General features: G+C 73.0%; 14 protein-coding genes. 7 read left to right on the forward strand and 7 right to left on the reverse strand.

The annotated features are described in order from the left end of the window. Window positions 1-278: 278 nt before the first annotated feature. Window positions 279-1,706, reverse strand: a complete 1,428-nt coding sequence (locus ACFVH5_RS33010) for a flotillin family protein (protein ID WP_385837383.1) — start codon at window positions 1,704-1,706, stop codon at window positions 279-281. A gap of 73 nt (window positions 1,707-1,779) precedes the next feature. Further along, window positions 1,780-2,295, reverse strand: coding sequence for a hypothetical protein (locus tag ACFVH5_RS33015; RefSeq protein WP_384803557.1), 516 nt, complete (start codon window positions 2,293-2,295; stop codon window positions 1,780-1,782). Between the two features lie 466 nt (window positions 2,296-2,761). On the opposite strand from ACFVH5_RS33015, the gene ACFVH5_RS33020 reads away from it, so the two are divergent. Further along, a complete protein-coding gene (locus ACFVH5_RS33020) occupies window positions 2,762-3,832 on the forward strand; it encodes a PucR family transcriptional regulator (RefSeq protein WP_385837384.1) in 1,071 nt (356 codons plus the stop codon). Window positions 3,833-3,865: 33 nt separating this feature from the next. Here the strand turns inward: ACFVH5_RS33020 and ACFVH5_RS33025 are convergent, their stop codons facing one another. From ACFVH5_RS33025 to ACFVH5_RS33035, 3 genes are all read right to left on the reverse strand, one after another. Further along, window positions 3,866-5,395 carry a serine/threonine-protein kinase gene (locus ACFVH5_RS33025; RefSeq protein ID WP_385837385.1) on the reverse strand — a complete coding sequence of 510 codons (1,530 nt, stop codon included), beginning with the start codon at window positions 5,393-5,395 and terminating at the stop codon, window positions 3,866-3,868. 477 nt (window positions 5,396-5,872) lie between these two features. Next, entirely contained in the window at window positions 5,873-6,847 is a 975-nt protein-coding gene (locus ACFVH5_RS33030) for an FkbM family methyltransferase (RefSeq protein ID WP_385837386.1), read from the reverse strand. A gap of 56 nt (window positions 6,848-6,903) precedes the next feature. Next, window positions 6,904-8,709 (reverse strand): glycoside hydrolase family 15 protein, encoded by a 1,806-nt coding sequence (locus ACFVH5_RS33035; protein WP_385837387.1) that lies wholly within the window; start codon window positions 8,707-8,709, stop codon window positions 6,904-6,906. A 153-nt stretch (window positions 8,710-8,862) separates the two neighbouring features. Between ACFVH5_RS33035 and ACFVH5_RS33040 the strand changes: the two genes are divergently transcribed. From ACFVH5_RS33040 to ACFVH5_RS33055, 4 genes are all read left to right on the forward strand, one after another. Then, window positions 8,863-9,858, forward strand: a complete 996-nt coding sequence (locus ACFVH5_RS33040) for a hypothetical protein (RefSeq protein ID WP_385837388.1) — start codon at window positions 8,863-8,865, stop codon at window positions 9,856-9,858. A gap of 12 nt (window positions 9,859-9,870) precedes the next feature. Then, window positions 9,871-10,779: an alpha/beta fold hydrolase gene (locus ACFVH5_RS33045; RefSeq protein ID WP_385837401.1), complete on the forward strand. Its 909-nt coding sequence runs from the start codon at window positions 9,871-9,873 to the stop codon at window positions 10,777-10,779. Between the two features lie 122 nt (window positions 10,780-10,901). Then, the gene (locus tag ACFVH5_RS33050) at window positions 10,902-11,735 is read left to right on the forward strand and encodes a class I SAM-dependent methyltransferase (protein WP_384803575.1); all 834 of its coding nucleotides are present in this window, start codon (window positions 10,902-10,904) and stop codon (window positions 11,733-11,735) included. An 82-nt stretch (window positions 11,736-11,817) separates the two neighbouring features. Further along, the gene (locus tag ACFVH5_RS33055) at window positions 11,818-12,240 is read left to right on the forward strand and encodes a luciferase family protein (protein WP_385837389.1); all 423 of its coding nucleotides are present in this window, start codon (window positions 11,818-11,820) and stop codon (window positions 12,238-12,240) included. A gap of 202 nt (window positions 12,241-12,442) precedes the next feature. Here ACFVH5_RS33055 and ACFVH5_RS33060 read toward each other — a convergent pair whose 3' ends face one another. Both ACFVH5_RS33060 and ACFVH5_RS33065 read right to left on the reverse strand, forming a co-directional pair. Next, on the reverse strand, window positions 12,443-13,339 hold the full coding sequence (locus tag ACFVH5_RS33060; RefSeq protein ID WP_385837390.1) for a L,D-transpeptidase family protein: 897 nt from the start codon (window positions 13,337-13,339) through the stop codon (window positions 12,443-12,445). After that, window positions 13,329-13,838, reverse strand: a complete 510-nt coding sequence (locus tag ACFVH5_RS33065) for a SigE family RNA polymerase sigma factor (protein WP_107017951.1) — start codon at window positions 13,836-13,838, stop codon at window positions 13,329-13,331. The genes ACFVH5_RS33060 and ACFVH5_RS33065 overlap by 11 nt, the downstream gene beginning before the upstream one ends. A 185-nt stretch (window positions 13,839-14,023) precedes the next feature. Here ACFVH5_RS33065 and ACFVH5_RS33070 point away from each other — a divergent pair, with 185 nt between their 5' ends. Continuing rightward, on the forward strand, window positions 14,024-15,223 hold the full coding sequence (locus ACFVH5_RS33070; RefSeq protein WP_385837391.1) for a sigma factor-like helix-turn-helix DNA-binding protein: 1,200 nt from the start codon (window positions 14,024-14,026) through the stop codon (window positions 15,221-15,223). Beyond that, window positions 15,220-17,079: a transglycosylase domain-containing protein gene (locus ACFVH5_RS33075; protein WP_385837392.1), complete on the forward strand. Its 1,860-nt coding sequence runs from the start codon at window positions 15,220-15,222 to the stop codon at window positions 17,077-17,079. The genes ACFVH5_RS33070 and ACFVH5_RS33075 overlap by 4 nt, the downstream gene beginning before the upstream one ends. Window positions 17,080-17,172 lie beyond the last annotated feature (93 nt).

Here is a 17,172-nt window from a genome sequence, read left to right on the forward strand (position 1 = left end):
GGGGGGGTGGGTGGGTGGGGGCGCCTGCCCCGGCGCCCCTTACACCGGGGGGGGCGCCCGGTTTTTATAATTCCCGGGGGCGGGGGAACGGCGCGGCCAGCCACAGCGGACCCGCAGACAGAATCCTGCCGAACCCCCACCCCCTTAGGGGCGCGGGGAACTGCGCGACCAGCCACAACGCACCCGCACCCGACGTCCCGGCGAACCCCCGCCCCCCCCAAGGGGCGCGGGGAACTGCGCGGCCAGCCCCCGCCGGCCGCGCAGCCGAGCGTCGACCGTCAGTCCGTCACGTCGACCTTGCCGTTCGCGGGCGACGCAGCCGGCACGGCAGCCGCGGCCGACGGCCCAGTGATCCGGCGGAGCAGTTCCGCCAGGTCCACCCCCGTCGTGGAGCCGAGCAGCTCAACCCCCTGCGCGACGTTGTCCGCGACCGTCCGGGACAACTGGCTCGCCCCGTCCGTGGAGATCACCGTCATCTTGTCGATCGCGCTGAGCGGCTCGGACGCCTTGGCGACGACCGACGGCAGCACCTCGACGACCATCTGCAGCACCGCCGCGTCGCCGTACTGCGAGAACGCGTCCGCCTTCAACCGCATCGCCTCCGCCTCGGCGGCCCCCTTGGCCCCGATCGCCGCGGCTTCGGCCTCACCCTCGATGCGTACGGCGTCGGCGAGCGCGGCGCGGTGCGCCTTCTCGCCCTCACCGGTCAGCCGCGACCGCTGGGCGTCCGCCTCGGCCTGCTTGACGAGCGCGACCCGGCGGGCCTCCGCCTCCTGTTCGGCCTGGTACCGCGCCGCGTCGGCCGGCTTGCGGACCTTGGTGTCCAGCTCGCGGTCGGTCAGCGCGGCCTGCCGCTGGGCGACCTTCTCCTGTTCGGCGAGGACTTCCTGGCTGCGGGCGGCCTGCGCGAGCGGACCGGCCGCCGCGGCACGCGCCGCCGCCTCGTCCGTCTCGGCCTTGATCTCCGCGGTCTTGAGCGCGAACGTCCGCTGGGCGATCGCGATCTCCTCCTCGGCCTTCAGCCGGGCCTGCTCGGCGGCCCGCCGGGCCACGGCCTCCGCGATGTCGGCCTCCTGCTTGGCGCGGGCGGCCTCGGGCCGGCCGAGGTCCTCCAGGTACGAGCCCTCGGTGGTGATGTCCTGGATCTGGAAGGCGTCGAGCACCAGGCCCTGTCCGGACAGGCTCGCCTCGGCCTCCTCCGCGACCTGCCCGGCGAACGCGGCACGGTCCCGGATGATGTCCTCCACCGACATGCGGCCCACGATGGAGCGCAGCGCGCCGGAGAGCACTTCCTGGGTGAAGCCGACGATGCCGTTCTGCTGCATCAGGAAGCGCTGGGCGGCGGCGCGGATGGAGTCCTCGGTGCCGCCGACCTTGACGATGGCGACGCCTTCGAGGTTCGCCTTGACGCCGCGCAGGGTGACCGCGCCGCGCACGGTGATCGGGATGTGCCTGCTGGACAGGTCGAGGGTGAACTTCTGCTGGACGAACGGGACGACGAAGACGCCGCCGCCGACCACGACCTTCTGGCCGCTGTTGTCGGTGAACACCCGCCCGGTCTCCGGGTCGGTGGATTTCTTGCCGCGCCGCCCGGTGACGATGAAGGCCTGGCTGGGCCCGGCCACCTTGTACCGCGTGACGACGACGAGTGCGAGCAGGACGAGGAGTACGACGACTCCCACGACCGCGACGAGCACTGGACTCATGATGAATTCCCCCCTTGCCACCCCCAAGGCGGCAGATCGGTTCGGACCAGATCAAGAAAGAACAAGCAGCAATTCAGCGTTGGACCGCGCGGACCGCCACCGATGTCGGTGACAGGGACTCCTCGACCCAGACCTCCGTGCCCCGGGCCACCGCTTCGGGGCTCTTCGCCGCGAGTTTCAGCGGCTGCCCCGCGAGATACACGAGCACCTCGCCGTAACCGCCGACCGGGATCGGGGTGACGACGGAACCCGAGCTGCCGACGAGGTCGGTGCCGCGCGGTGTGGCGGACGGTTCGTCGCGCATCAGGGCCCGGCTGAACCGCCAGGTGAGCCCGCCCGCCGCGGCTCCGGCCCCGATGCCCACGACGGTGGCGGGCAGGACTCCGAGTCCGGTGGTGCCGAGTACGAGGGCGCCGCCGAAGCCGAGCATCGACACGAATCCGGCGATGACCGGCAGTGAGAGCAGTCCGTCGAAGAGTCCGTCCAGGAAACTCGCTCCGCCGAACAGCCCTTCCAGGACGCCGTCGAAGACCAGCGTCAGAAGCAGCAGTACGACACCCGCGATGCCGAGACCGAGAAACACGTTCATCCGGCCCACCTCCCCGACTGTGCCGATCACCTCGGCGGAGTCGTATTGTGGCAGATGCGTGCGCTATACACATTGCCGGATCCCGGCAGTCTTTACGCTTTCTTGGTGCCGCTTTGACACATCAGCCCCGTGCGTCCCAGGGCCCCGGCACCGCCCGGCACCGGGAACGCCCCAAGACTGCCGGAATCCGGCAATGCGAAGACTCCTCCGCTCCGGGCACGATGACCGGGCGGAAAAGGGGAACCACGCGGAAGTCACGGGGGATCCGCGTGGGCCTGCCACGGGGGACGGACAGGGGCTCCGGTGCCGGACACCGCCGACTGACGGCGTCCGGCACCGGGGCCCCGCCCTGCCGTGGTCCGGCAGTGAGCCCCACCCTCACCGCGCCGCACCCCCGCCCCATGCGCTAGAAAGGCGTCACCAGCTCATCGAGGCAAAACTGCTCATCGGGAGAAGAGGGGCGCGCATGGCGGGGCGGGACGTTCCCGAGGAATACCTGGACGGGTACGCGCGTATCCTCGCCAACGCCTCCGCGACCGGCCGCCGGCTGACCCGCGACGAACTCGACTCCCGGCGGGCGCTGGGCGAACGGGCCGCCGAGGCCGGGTTCGGACTGCGCGCCCTGGTCGGCGCCCATCTCACCGCCGCCCGCGTGCACTGGCCCGCCACCGCCGGGGAGCACGCGCTCGCCGCCGTCGAACAGGCCGTCGACGCCTTCGCCGAGGGGTACGAACGGGCGCAACTCCTCGCCGTACGCCAGGAGGAGGCCGCGCGCCGGGAGTTCATCGACGACCTGCTGCACGGCCGCAGCGACCTCGGCCTGCTCGCCGAACGCGCCGAACGCTTCGGACTGCGCCTCTCGCACGCGCACGCCGTCGCCGTGGCCCGCGGCAGCGTGGGCCACGACGGTTACGACGGTTACGACGAGGGGGACACCGTGCCCCGCGAGGTGGAGCGCGCGCTGATCACCAGGTTCGGCGACCGCAACATCCTCGTCACCACCAAGGACGGGCGCCTGGTGTGCATCGCGCCCGGCGACCAGGACGACGTCCTCGCGTTCTTCGCCAAACAGGCGTACGCGGCCACCGACGGCGGGCAGGTCGCCATCGGCCGCTCCCAGCCCGGACCCGGCGGGGTCGTCCAGTCCTACGAGGAGGCGCTGAACGCCCTCGACCTGGCGGAACGGCTGGAGTTCGACACACCCGTACTGCGCTCCGCCGACCTGCTCGTCTATCCCGTACTGACCCGGGACCGGCAGGCCATGGCCGACCTGGTGGTCAGCGCGCTCGGACCGCTGCGCGCGGCCCGCGGCGGCGCCGAACCGCTCCTCGACACGCTCACCGCGTACTTCGACTCGGGCTGTGTCGCCGCGGAGGCCGCCAGGCGGCTGGCGCTGAGCGTCCGCGCGCTCACCTACCGGCTGGAACGCATCCACAAGCTGACCGGGGCGAACCCGGCGGACCCGGTGCACCGGTACACCCTGCAGACCGCGGTCATCGGGGCGCGGCTGCTGGACTGGCCGGAGAAGGACTTCTGAGGACTGCCGAGGAACACCTTCCCCGGCCGGCGCTCATTCCTCGCCGTCGTCCGTGTCGTCCTCGTCGTCACCGTCGTCCGGCCGGTCGTCCCCGCCCTTGCCCGGCTTGCGCGGCTTCTCCGCGTCCTGGCCGGGGCCCGGTTCGACCTCCGAAACCTCCTCCGTGGCGGAAGGGGAGGCGGAGGGCGCCGTGTCGACGTCGGGCGAGGTCCCGGTCTCCTGCTCCTGCTCCCCGCCCTGGTCCCCTCCCTGATCCTGGTCCTGGTCCACCGCTCCGGCGACGGGCGCCCCGCTGGCCGACCTGCCGGACGAGCCCCCGGTCGTACCGGCGGAGGGTGACGCGTCCTTCGAGCCGTCCTTCGACGCGGTGTCGTCCGGCGAGAACATCGACATGCCCGCGAGCACGGCCAGTACGAAGATCACGGCACCGGCGAGGATGCCGAACACCCGGGGTCTGCGTCTGACCGCGGTCCCCACACCGCCGCGTCCGCCGCCACCGCCGGTGGGCCGTGCGCGGCGCGAGGGCCCGGAACGGGCCGAGTGCGAAGCGTGCGAGGAGGGTGCCGGGGCGGGCAGGGGGCCGGACCGGGACGCGTGGGCGGAGCGCCCGGTCGGCTGCGCGGCGGTCGCCGGGAGCCGGTACGTCGTCGGGGCCCCGCTGTCGGCTCCCCCGGACTGCTGCTGCGGGGGCGCCGACGCGTACGACACCTGCGTACGCGGCTGCTGTGCGGCCACCGGGAGGGGCTCGGCCCGTCCCTGCCAGGCGCCCGTGCCGAACCAGTCCGCGACCTCCTGGGCCGTGGGCCGGTCCTCGGGCTGCTTGGCGAGCAGCCCGAGAAGGTAGTTCTCGAAGGCGGGCGGCAACTGGATCCCGCGCTCGCGGGGCGGCACCGGCGCCATGTCGATGTGCTGGTGCAGGGTGATCGTCGCGCTCTCGCCCTGGAACGGCGGTCTGCCGGTGAGGAGCTGGTAGAGCACACAGCCCAGCGAGTACACGTCGGAGGCGGCGGACGCCGGACGGCCCAGGGCACGCTCCGGGGCGAGATAGAGGCTGGTGCCGACGATCTGGCCGGCCGTGGTGAGCGCGGACGACGGGTCGTCGACGAAACGGGCGATACCGAAGTCGCCGATCTTCACAGTGCCCTGGGCGTCCGCGAGGAGGTTGCCGGGCTTGATGTCCCGGTGCACGATCCCCTCGCGGTGCGCGGCGGCGAGGCCCGCGGCGGCCTGGGCGGCGATGGTGGCCACCCGGTCCGCGCCGAGGGTGCCGGACGCGGTCAGTTCCTGGGCGAGGCTGCGGCCCTCGACCAGCTCCATGACCAGGTAGAAGCGGCCGTCCCAGGCGCCGAAGTCGAAGACGGCGACGACGTAGGGGTGGCTGAGCCTGGCCGCCGTCTGGGCCTCCAGCCGGAAGCGGGCGGACGCGGCGCTGTCCGCCTCGTCCCCCAGCAGCAGCTTGACGGCCACGGCGCGGCCGAGCACCTCGTCGGTGGCCTGCCAGACCTCGCCCATGCCGCCTCGGCCGATGGACGCCTGCAACCGATACCGCTCCGCGACGAGCACCAGCGAATCATCCTCAACAGCAGAAGGCCAACACGGGGACCGCGAACGGCACTTCGGCGTTACGGAAGCGCGCGGATGGGGGGACTCGCAGTCCCCCTAGCCTACCGATCCCCCAACCCCCGAAACGCCCTGCGGGCCCGCGCCCCTGCGGGAGGGTGCGGGTTGCTTGCGGCTGAGCCCACAGTTCCCCGCGCCCCTGGGGGGATGGGGGTTCGCTGGAACGTCCGGCTGCGGCCCGGTGGGGGTCACCCGCGCAGTTCCCCGCGCCCCTGAAAAGCGGGGCTGCGCCCCTGCCTTTCATCTTTTAGGGGCGCGGGGAACGGCGCGGCCAGCCACGTGCGCCCCGCAGGCGACACTCCACGGGACCCCCACCCCCCTCAGGGGCGCGGGGAACTGCGCGGCCAGCCGCGGCGGACCCGCAGACAGAATCCCGCCGAACCCCCACCCCTCAGGGGCGCGGGGAACGGCGCAGTCAGTTCAGGTCGTGCGGATCATCACGCAGTCGAATTCCACGACTCGGCCCGTCGCGGGGTCGCGCGTGACGGGGTACATCCCGGTGACCCCGAACCCCGCCGCCTCGTACGCGGCAACAGCCTCCCCCATCGCAGGACTGCCCTCGTACAACCGCAACGCCGCCACCTCGGACTGCATCCCGACGAACTCGGAGATCCGCTCACCCGCCCCGGCGAACACCTCCATGTCGAAACCCTGCGTGTCCATCTTCAGATACGGCCGGGGGTCCTCGACCCCTTCGAGCGCCTTCTGCATGACGCCGTCGAGCCGCCGGATCTCGATCTCCTCCGTACGCCCCTTGGCGAACCGCCGGTACCGCTCCTTGCCGTACTCGCTGGGCGGAAGCAGCGAGTTCATGGACTTCCAGTCCACATGGATGGACTGCACGGCCTCCTCGCGGCCGAGCGCGAAGTTGTACACATGCCAGTCCGGGTCGCTCTCGGCGGACTTCTGCAACTTCTCGAACGTCGCGGACACCGGCTCGAAGGACACGATCCGCCCCGTGTAGCCGAAGCGCCGCAGCCCCTTCCCGTACTGCCCGCTGTTGGCCCCGACGTCGAACACGCAGTTCACGCGGTTCAGTTCCAGCAGGGCGGCCACATGCTGGGTGCACAGATAGTGCGCGGCGGCGAGCTGGAACTCCCGCTCCCCCGCCGCCGGTACCGCCTTGTCGAGCAGCAGCCGCGCACCCGTGTCACCGAGCGGCACACTCTTCACGTTCCGCCCTCCGGACCCGCGGGCCACCACCCAGGTGTCCGTGCCGGCGCCCGTGACCGCGTACCGGCTCCTGCCGCGGGTCACCAGATCGGCGCCGCCTCCCACCGGGACGACGGTCCGCTCGCCCCGCCGGAACAGCAGGGACGTACCGGGACCGAGATCGACCACCTTCACGCCTATCCGGGGAAGGATTCCGAGCAGTCTTCTGTAAAGGGTCGGCATCGGGTCAGCCTCGCAGAAGTCGCCTCGGATTCACCGGTACTTCACGGAATGAATTCTCACCGGTGACCGGTCGCGTGGCGGTCGAGTTCGTAGGCCGCCCTGATGAGCGGCACATGCGTGAACGCCTGGGGAAAATTGCCCAGTTGGCGTCCGGCGACGGGGTCGTACTCCTCCGCCAGCAGCCCGACGTCGTTGCGCAGGAGCAGCAGCCGTTCGTACAGGGTCCGGGCCTCGTCCTCGCGTCCGGTCAGGCGCAGGGCGTCCGCGAGCCAGAAGGAGCAGGCCAGGAAGGCGCCCTCGGAGCCGGCCAGTCCGTCGGGGCTCGCGGATCCGCCGGCGTTCGTCGAGTAGCGGCGGACCAGGCCGTCGCCGGTCGACAGTTCGCGTTCGACGGCGGCGACCGTGCCGATGACCCTCGGGTCGTCCGGCGGCAGGAACCCGGTGCGCGGGATGAGCAGCAGCGCCGCGTCGAGGGCGCGCGAACCGTAGGACTGCGTGAACGTGCCGCGCGCCGGGTCGAAGCCCCGCTCGCAGACTTCCCGGTGGATTCGGTCCCGGATCTCGCGCCAGTGGGCGACGGGCCCCGGGCGCCCGTGGTCCTCGGCCAGCCGGACCGCACGGTCGAAGGCGACCCAGCACATGACCTTGGAGTGGACGTGGTGGCGGGGTTCGCCGCGCATCTCCCACAGGCCCTGGTCTGGCCGGGACCACACCTTCTCCAGGTGGTCGAGCACGGCCCGCTGGAGTGCGATGAGATGCCGGTGGGGCCGCAGCCCCGAACTCAGCGTCAGAGCGAGGGTGTCCATCAACTCGCCGGGCACGTCGAGTTGTTGCTGCCCGGCGGCGCCGTTGCCGATCCGTACCGGCCGCGAACCCTCGTACCCGGGAAGCCAGTCGGCCGTCCACTCGGTGAGCCTGCGCTCGCCGCCGATGCCGTACATGATCTGGATGTCCTGCGGGCGGCCGGCGACCGCTCTCTCCAGCCAGCCGCGCCAGGCGTCCGCCTCGGCGGTGAAGCCGCTGCGCAGCAGCGCCTCCAGGGTCATGCCGGCGTCGCGCAGCCAGCAGAAGCGGTAGTCCCAGTTGCGTACCCCGCCGGGCTGTTCGGGCAGCGAGGTGGTGGGCGCGGCGACGATGCCGCCGGTCGGCTCGTAGGTGAGGGCCTTGAGGGTGATGAGGGAGCGTACGACCGCTTCGCGGTAGGTGCCGTCGTACGAGAACGGCCGCAGCCAGTCGCTCCAGTACTCCTCGGTGCGGCGCAGTGCCTCGAAGGGGTCCACGGGGCCGGGGCCGGGCAGGTGGGAGGGCTGCCAGGTCAGGACGGAGGGGATGCGTTCGCCTGCGGTGACGGTGAAGTCGGCGGTGTGGGCGTGGCCGTGCGCGGCCAGCGGGACGGTGGTGGACAGGCGCACCGACTCGGGTCCCGCGATCCCGGTGAGCTGCCCGTGCTCGCGGTGCATCCAGGGCACCACGCTCCCGTACTCGAACCGCAGCCGCAGGTCCATGCGCAGGTCGACCGTGCCGGACACACCCTCGACGATCCGTACGACGCTGGGGGAGCCGTCGCGGCGCGGCATGAAGTCGACGACGGTGGCCCGGCCGGTGTCGGTCTCCCACTCGGTCTCCAGGACGAGGGAGTCCCCGCGGTAGCGGCGGGTGGAGGCCGGCGGGGCGGAGTCGTCGTACGCGGCCACCGGGGCGATCCGCCAGCGGCCGTTGTTCTCGTCGCCCAGCAGCGCGGCGAAGCAGGCGGGGGAGTCGAAGCGGGGCAGGCACAGCCAGTCGAGGCTGCCGTCGCGGCCGATGAGGGCGGCGGTCAGCAGGTCCCCGACGAGGGCGTAGTCCTCGATCCGTCCCGGCATGGGGCCAGTGTGGCCGCGGGAGTGGGCGGGGGCATCTCGAAGGGCCCCTCCGGCTCACCCGGTCGGCCCGGTGCGCTGGTGGGAGGTGCCGCGCGATGGTGCCGTGGGAGGGATCCGGAAGATCCCTGTCGTCGGGAGCCGTAGGAGGCATCCGTGCTGAACCGTCCGACCCGCCGTCGGTGCCGTCACCGGCGTACCGTCCCCGCCCTCCGGCCGGCCCTCGTCCCGGTCCTCGCGGTGGCCGCGCTGCTCACGACGGCCGGGTGCTCGGGCGGTGGCGGCGGGGTCGGTGCCGGTGCCGCGGACGACGCGGCGGCCTCCGCCTCCGCCGCCGCGGCGCGGGCCCCCTCGCCCTCCCCCTCGGTCACCGTCGCGCACACGCTCACCGAGGCGCAGGCGAAGTCGGCGCTGGTCACCCCCGCCGACCTCGGCGACGGCTGGACGGGGACCCAGGGCGCGGCGACCTGGCGGGACGCCCTCCTCAAGGGCAGGGCGGACGTCACCGACTGCCAGCGGCTGCTCGACGGCCTGTACGCCGAGAACCTGCTCGGCGACCCCGCCGGGTCCCGCGCGGCGGCCGGCTTCGACGACAACGGCGCCGGGACGCAGCTGCGGTACCAGGTGGGGGCGTACGACCGGACCGCGCTGGACTCCTCGCTGGCCTGGCTGAAGACGGTGCCGGAGATCTGCGGGCAGTTCACGGCCACGGACGTCAGGGGCGGGCAGTTCACCGTCCGGGCGGTCGCCGCGCCGCTGCCCGGACTGGGCGAGGCAGCCGAGGGGCTGCGGGTGACCGTGAGCGGCGACGGCGGCGGCTGGCCCGCCGTGCTCACCCTGGACTACGCGGCCGTCCGGGTCGGCGACAGCGCGCTGTCCCTCACCGACGGCGGACTCGACGAGGTGGACGCCGGGGACGTCCGGCGGGCCGCCGAGGCCGGCACACGGCGCCTCGAGGAGGTCCTGGCGGGCGGGACACCCGCGGCGGCCCTTTCGGCTCCGGCCTCCGCGTCGGAGTCCGAACCGGCTTCGGAACCGGCTTCGGAACCGGCGGGGGCTTCGGAGGCGGCTTCCGTTCCCGCCCCGGACTCGTCACCGTCCTCCGAGCAGAGCGGTGACGAGGACGAGCCGGATCCCGATGAGCTGAGCTGAGCTGAGGCGTGGCTGTGGGTTCGGCTTCGGCCGTCATACCCGGTCGGTGAGGTACCGCTCGACCGGGCCCAGGGTGAGCAACCCGCCTCCCGAGCCCGCGAGTTCGGCGGCGGCGGGACGCAGACGGTCGCGGGCGCGTGCCGGCACGGCACGGTCGCCGAGGCGACGGGCGGCCTCGGCCTCCAGCGCGCAGCAGGCCTCGTACAGGAGGTCGTCATCTGCCCGGACCTCCGCGGCTACGGCGCCGGCGACAAGCCCGCCGACCCCGACGGAACCGCGTACTCGAAGCGCACGATGGCCGCGGACGTCGTCGCGGTCGCCAGGGCGCTGGGCCACGAGCGCTTCGCGCTGGTCGGCCACGACCGCGGCGCCCTCGTCGCGATCCGCGCCGGCCTGGACCATCCGGAGACGGTCACCCACCTCGCCTCGCTGGACGTCCTGCCGACGCTCGACATGTGGGAGGTCATGCACGGCACGTCCGCCGCGATCGGCTTCCACCTCTACCTCATGGCCCAACCGCCGGGCCTGCCGGAGCAGTTGATCGGTGCGAGCCCGGACGCGTTCTTCGGCCACTTCCTGGACGCCTGGACGCGCGACCCGGCGGCCGTCCCGGCGGACGTGCGCGCCGCCTACCTCGCCGCGTCCCGCGCGGCCGTCCCGTCGATCGTCGCGGACCACCGCGCCTCCGCGGGCGTCGACGTCACGCACGACCGGGCCGACCGCGAGGCCGGCAACCGGCTGCGGATGCCGGTGAGCGTGCTCCAGCAGGACTGGGGCTCCGCCCTCGGCTTCGACGCGGCCGCGCTGTGGGCCGCGTGGGCCGACGACCTGCGGCACAGCACCGTCTCGTGCGGCCATTTCATGGCGGAGGAGGCCCCGGACGTCGTCGTCGGGGCGATACGGGAACTGCTGTGCCGGTGACGCGGGGGGCTGTCAGCGGCAGGCGGCTCGGTTAGCTTGCCCGGTAGGACCTGCCCCGCACGGCCGGCCGGAGAGGAAGCCGGTCGGGGCCGGAGAAGAGGCCGGTGGAGAGGAGACGGCCGGTGGACAAGCGCACGCCCCGACTCGGTGAGGTCCAGGAGACCCTGCTCATCCCCCTCTACGCCCGTGCGGTCGAGACCCGTAAGGCGCACGGACTGCTCAGTGATCCACAGGCCGTGGAGATGGTCGACTCCCTCGACTACGACTTCTCCCGTTTCGACGGCGCGCGGAGCCTGCTCGGGGCGAATCTGCGCACGCTGCTCTTCGACCAGTGGGTACGGGAGTTCCTGGAGCGGCACCCCTCCGGCACGGTCGTCGAGATCGGCACGGGACTCAACACGCGGTTCGAACGGCTCGACAACGGCACGGTCCACTGGTTCGACCTCGACCTGCCCGATGTGATCGCCCTGCGGCGGGGCTTCTTCAAGGACACGGACCGGCGGCACATGGTCTCGGCCTCGGTCACCGATCCGCAGTGGATGGAGCAGGTGCGCGGCAGCAGCCCCGGGCCGTACTTCCTGGTCGCCGAGGCGGTGCTGGTCTATCTGGAGGCGGAACTGGTCCGTACGGTGTTCCAGCAGGTCGGGGAGGAGCTGCCCGGGGCCCGCTTCGCCCTGGAGACGGCCGCGTCCCGCGTGGTCGACGACCAGGACGGCCATGACGTCCTGGCCAAGGTGACGGCCAGGATGCGCTGGAGCTGCGACAACCCGGGTGCGCTCGAACAGTGGGAGCCGGGCCTCAGCCTCACGGACTCCCGCACCCTGGCCCATCTGCCGGCCCCGGTCACGCACCGGCTGCCCCTGCGCTACCGCCTCCTGCTCCCGGTCGTGGCGACGCTCAGGCGCCGGGACATCGAGGCGTACCGCTGCAACCTGTTCCGGTTCGCCGGGGAGTGATCGGGTAACCGGCCGTGCCCTGGGCGTAGTCGGAGGTTGCTGGGGGTGGTCCTCCAGGTGAAGCGTGCGCGAGGATGGGGTTATGACCGCGGCCCCTCGCGCCATTGCTCTTCTGGAGACCTGGCCGAACCTGGTAAGTGGCCCGCCCCGGTGCGCCGTTGGGCATGCCTTCGCTTCGGCGGGACACGAGATCGTCCACTTCCACTCCGACGACTCCGCCGACCTCTGCCTCACACCCACGGCGGTCGAGCGCCTGCTTCCCCAACTCCTGCACGCCAGCGCGATCAGGGTCCGCCCCGGCGCGTCCTGGATCACCGTGCTCCTCGACTGCGACGCCGACGTCCAGCTGCTGCTGGGGCTGGTGAGTGTCGCGCTGAAGGAGCAGGGCGCGGTCCCGCTCCGGCGTCCGGCTCCGCCCTGCGACTGGGAGCGTCCGGCGGTGGTCCCGGGGCCACGCCCGGGAGCGGCCCGCCGCGTGGTGGACCGGCTCATGCCCCACCACTGACGCCCGTCTTCGCATGTGCACGAGGCCACACCCGCTCCTCCCGAGAGAGGGAGGCACGCCAGGAGGAGGGGGTGGTCGTCGGGAGGCAGTCGTGCGGGCCTCCGTGGAACTGCCCCCACCCTCACTCCATGTCACCGCTCCTGCAACTAACGCGCAGTAAAGCTCACCCCAAGGGACATGGCCCGCAACGGCCCGCGATGTCTCAGGGACCCGTGTCCGTGCCCCCGGCAACCGCCGCCGACGACTCCGCCGTCGCCCGCGCCTCGTCCGCCAGCTCCTTCGCCCTCGCGGTGTCGGTCGGATCCGCCGTCTCCGTCGCCGTCCCCGAGGGCGGGGCCTGCGGGCCGCGGTCCGCCAGCGACGGCTCGGGCTGCTCGGGCTGCTCGGTCGGCCGTGCCGTGACCGCCCCCACGACCTCCACCACCGCTCCCGGGCTGAGCACCTTGTACAGCCACATCGCGTCCACGGTGCGCATTCCGATCGCGCCCCCGGTGATGTCGTAGTTGCCGGGCGCCTTCTCGTCCCAGCTCAGGGCGAGGAGATAGTTCGTACGGTCGTCGGCGCCGCGCAGCCGCATCACCCAGGTCGCCTTGACGTCGTACGTGCTCCAGCCCGACACCGCGCCCGGCACCATCGTCGTCTTGTACTTGGCGGTGACCGTCATCATCCCGGTCGGGGTCGGCGACTTGCCCGTCCCGACGGAGATGGGCAGGGTGCGTCCCTCGGCGGTCAGTACCCGCCGGTCGAGATCCACCCTGGCGGCGGCCACGACCGGCGAGGGCCGGGCGGTCGCCGGGGGTGTTTTCACGCCGTAACTGGCCGCGGGCGGAACCGACCGGGCGCTTTCGCCATCAGTGAGCACCAGGGCCAGAACCAGGGCCAGTGCTCCCGCTCCGGCCGTGGTGACAGCGGCCAGCGAGGCTTTACGGCGCCGGCGGCGGCGTACCGCACGACGGCGGATCTCCGCCCCGGGGACGGCCACGGGGGTCTCGTGATCCTGCGCCAACCCGCGCAGGGCGACGGTGAGTTCGGAGCGGTTCGAACCGTCGCCTGAGTCCTCGTGCTCGTGCCGGCGACCGGGCGTGAGCTCATCGGACACGGTCGTCCTCCCTCTCACCCAGTTCGTCGGCCTCGCCGAGCCGCCGCGCCAGCGCCGCCCGGCCACGGGACAGCCGGGCCTTGACCGTCCCTGTGGGCGCACCGGTTTCGGAGGCTACCTGTTCGACACTCAAGTCGCACAGATGGTGCAGAACGACAGCCATGCGCTGCGCCTCGGGCAGTTCCCGCAACGCGGCCACGAGCGCGGCCCGTTCCGGACCCGGCCCCGGGGTGTGCTCCTGCGGCGGATTGCGGCGTACGAGTTCCAGCCAACGCCGGGCCCTCCGCCACCGGCTCACCGCGAGCCGCATCGCGACCGTACGTATCCAGGCCTCGGGGGCCCCGTCGGCGAGGAACTCCCGCCGCCGGTCCCAGGCCCGGACGAATGCCTCCTGGACGACGTCCTGCGCCTCACCGTGGTCACCGGTGAAGGCGTAGAGCTGCCCGGTCAGCCGGGGGAACGCGGCTGCGTAGAACCCGTCGAACTCGTCCTCGGTCATACCCCCCGCCACACCCCCTGCCGCTGTTCTCGGAAGTCCCGTGCAACCCGGCTGCCTCTGTCGTGCGTACAGGTCACGTACGTCACGTACGCAACACAGGTCGCGTAGGTCGCGTACATCGAAGCACAAGCACCGCGCAGGGCCGATCCGGAGGGAGTGGCGCGCATCGTCGCGCTCGACTGACCATGGACGACGACTTCACCGCCCGCGCCGGGGCGTACTGGCCCCGGCTCACGCGCACGGCCCGTCTGCTCACGGGGAACTCCGCCGACGCGGACAGACGCGCGAGAGCGGCGGTGGCGGAGGTCTACGCGCGGCGCCGGGTCCCGGGCGACGACGCGGAGTTCTACGTCCGGCGCGCTCTGGTACGGGGTTTCCTGCGACGGCGGCGGCCACGGCCGGCCGCCCGCCCCTGGCACTCCTGGGGTTCCGGAGGCACCGGGGGCTCTGGAGGCACCGGAGGTTCTGCGGGGTCCAAACGCTCCCGGCACTCCGCGCGTTCCGGGCACGCACCGGGGCCGTACGTGCCCGATCCGCTCGACCCGCTCACCGAGGTGCTGGCGGGCCTCCCGCCCCGCCGGCGGGCCGTGGCCGTGCTCCGGCACTGGGACGGCCTCACCCATCGTGAGATCGCCGCGCTCCTCAACTCCTCGCGGGGAGCGGTGAAAGCGGTGGACCGCCGGGCGGAGAAGGCCCTGCGCGCCCACGCCGCGTACCGCGAAGGCCCGCACGCCCCGCACGGTGCGCAAGTCCCGCTCGGCGAGGGCGCGTCCGAGATCCCGCCCCTTCCCGCGCCCGCCATCGAGGCGGCCGGGCGCACGCTCCGCAAGCGGCGCCGGCGCACCACCGCGGTACTCACCTCCGTGGGCGCCCTGCTCCTCGTACCCCTGGTCCTGGGGGCGGTACGGGACACGGATTCCGGGTCCGGCGGGGTCACGGTCTCCGTGGAGCGGGCGGCGGTCCGTGTCGTGACGCCCGGCGAACGCGTCGCCGCCGCGCCCGGCGTGCAGTTGTGGCTCTCCAAGGACGGTACGCATCTGTCGGCACCGGGGCAGCCGAACCAGTTCCGCGACGCCGGGAAGGGCGGTTCCGGGAAAGGCGGTTCCGGTGGTCCCGCCCTGACCCTCTGGGTGGACTCCACGAGCGGGAAACGGATCTTCCTCTCCGGTGTCCACCGGGGCCCGCGCGAGGCGTCACGTGTCGAAGTCCGCACGGGCGAAGGCACGTTCACCGCCCGTCTGCTCACCCTGGCGGGCTCCCCCGGCTGGTCCGCCTGGTACGTGGACGCCCGGCTCACCGGCGGCGACATGTCGTCGCCGGGCATCACGGTCAAGGCGTACGACTCCGCCGGCACCCTCCTCGCACGGACGGACACCCCCTCATGAACACCCGCGCGAAGACCCGTACGAAGACCCGCGGGGACGCCCGCGACCTGCTCCGCCGCGGCGGCGCCCGGCTCCGCGGCACCGGCACGTTCCTGCGGCGGATACGCCTCCGCCGGCGCCGTACCCGCGCCCGCCGCCTGCGCCGCGTGCTGGCCGCCCTGCTGACGCTGTTCCTCCTGGTGTGCGCAGCGGCCGTCGTCGCGTACCGGATGACGCCCATCCCCGAGCCGCACCCGGAGACCGTCAGCCAGAGCACGGTCTTCGTGGACACCGGCGGCGAGTACCTCGGCAGACGCGGACCGGTCGACCGCCAGGACATCCCCCTCAAGCAGGTCCCGCGGCACGTCCAGGACGCCGTGATCGCCGCGGAGAACCGCTCCTTCCGCACGGATTCGGGGGTCGCCCCCTCCGCGATCCTGCGGGCCGCGCTCGCGACCGTGACGGGCGGCGACCGCCAGGGCGGCTCCACGATCACGCAGCAGTACGTGAAGAACGCCCTGCTGACCCCCGAGCAGTCCCTCGAGCGCAAGGCGCACGAGGCCCTCATCGCCGTGAAGCTGGACCGCACGAGGTCCAAGGACGACATCCTCGGGGGCTACCTCAACACCGTGTACTTCGGCCGCGGCGCCGCCGGCGTCGAGTCGGCCGCACGCAACTACTTCGGCGTCGGCGCGCACGACCTGACGGTCTCCCAGGGCGCCGCCCTCGCCTCCATCCTCAACCTGCCCTCGTACTACGAGCGGGCGGGCGCGGACGCGAAGGTGACCGGGACACTGGAGCGCCGCTGGGCGTGGGTGCTCGACGCGATGGCGGACTCGGGCGCGATCAGCGCCCGCGAACGGACCGCCGCCCGCTTCCCCGCCTTCCGCTTCTACCCGCCGGGCGGATCGAACGGCCAGCGGCAGTACCTGATCGACACGGCGTCCGCGGAGGCCGCCGACCGGCTCGGCATCACCGAGGACCAGCTGGCGCGCGGCGGCTACAAGGTGCACACCACCTTCGACCTCGGCCTCCAGGACGAGACGGCGGAGCTGGTGCGCGAGCGGACGCCCGACAGCGACACGGGCGGCAAGAACGACAAGGGTGACAAGGGCGGCAAGGGCGACGCCCGGGGCAAGGGCGTCGAGGGCGCCCGGCTGCACACGGCCGTCGTCGCGACCGTCCCCGGCGACGGCGCGGTCCGGGTGCTGTACGGCGGAGCGGACTACGCCCACCAGCCGTTCAACGACGCCGTCGACGGGGCGGTCGAGGCGGGCACGGTCCTCGAACCCTTCGCCTACAAGGGCCTGCGGTTCGGCGACCCGCTGGGCAAGCTCGTCGAGGAGACGGCTCCCACCCCGCTGCGCCTGAACTCGGCGTACGCCACGCTGGCCGCCGACGGCACCTACGCGGCCCCGTACACCGTCGCGAAGATCACGAAGGGCGGCCGTACGGTCCACACCGCGCAGCCGAGGACGCGTACCGCGATGGGCGGCAAGGAGACGGCCGTCGTCACCGAACTCCTCAACGCGCGGCAGGGCGTCAAGGGCGGGGCCTTCGTGCCCGGCGCCGAGGACGGGACCTTCCTCCCGGCGTCCAGGGCCGTGCCCGCCTCGCCGGTCGGGCACTCGGCCGGCGCGGGCAGCGGGCCGGGCGCGCGGACGGCCTGGCGGAGCGTGTACTCGTCCCGGCTCGCCCTCACCCTCGCCCTGTTCGCCGAGCGCGGCGGAAAGCCCGTCCGGGTCGCGGGCCTCACCGGCGACCTCCCGCCCGACGCGTACGCGGCCGTGACGGCGGACGAGGTGTGGCGCCTGGCCGGCTCCCCCGGCGGCCGGACCCCCCAACAACCCGAACCGACGTCCGTGCCGGTTCCCTAGGGCCGGGTTCCGGCACCGGGCCGCCGATCGGGTCCCCGGGAGGGACCGTCCAAGTCACCCGGACGGTCCCTCCCGTTGGTGGGTGCGGCGGGG

It is taken from the genome of Streptomyces sp. NPDC127119 (assembly GCF_042677425.1).
GTDB lineage: Bacteria > Actinomycetota > Actinomycetes > Streptomycetales > Streptomycetaceae > Streptomyces.

Excerpts from the sequence above, each read along its gene's own strand:
- ACFVH5_RS33030 (WP_385837386.1), bottom strand. The coding sequence starts at position 6,847 with ATGCCGACCCTTTACAGAAGACTGCTCGGAATCCTTCCCCGGATAGGC.
- ACFVH5_RS33075 (WP_385837392.1), top strand. The coding sequence starts at position 15,220 with ATGAACACCCGCGCGAAGACCCGTACGAAGACCCGCGGGGACGCCCGC.
- ACFVH5_RS33015 (WP_384803557.1), bottom strand. The coding sequence starts at position 2,295 with ATGAACGTGTTTCTCGGTCTCGGCATCGCGGGTGTCGTACTGCTGCTT.
- ACFVH5_RS33065 (WP_107017951.1), bottom strand. The coding sequence starts at position 13,838 with ATGACCGAGGACGAGTTCGACGGGTTCTACGCAGCCGCGTTCCCCCGG.
- ACFVH5_RS33055 (WP_385837389.1), top strand. The coding sequence starts at position 11,818 with ATGACCGCGGCCCCTCGCGCCATTGCTCTTCTGGAGACCTGGCCGAAC.
- ACFVH5_RS33070 (WP_385837391.1), top strand. The coding sequence starts at position 14,024 with ATGGACGACGACTTCACCGCCCGCGCCGGGGCGTACTGGCCCCGGCTC.
- ACFVH5_RS33020 (WP_385837384.1), top strand. The coding sequence starts at position 2,762 with ATGGCGGGGCGGGACGTTCCCGAGGAATACCTGGACGGGTACGCGCGT.
- ACFVH5_RS33010 (WP_385837383.1), bottom strand. The coding sequence starts at position 1,706 with ATGAGTCCAGTGCTCGTCGCGGTCGTGGGAGTCGTCGTACTCCTCGTC.
- ACFVH5_RS33035 (WP_385837387.1), bottom strand. The coding sequence starts at position 8,709 with ATGCCGGGACGGATCGAGGACTACGCCCTCGTCGGGGACCTGCTGACC.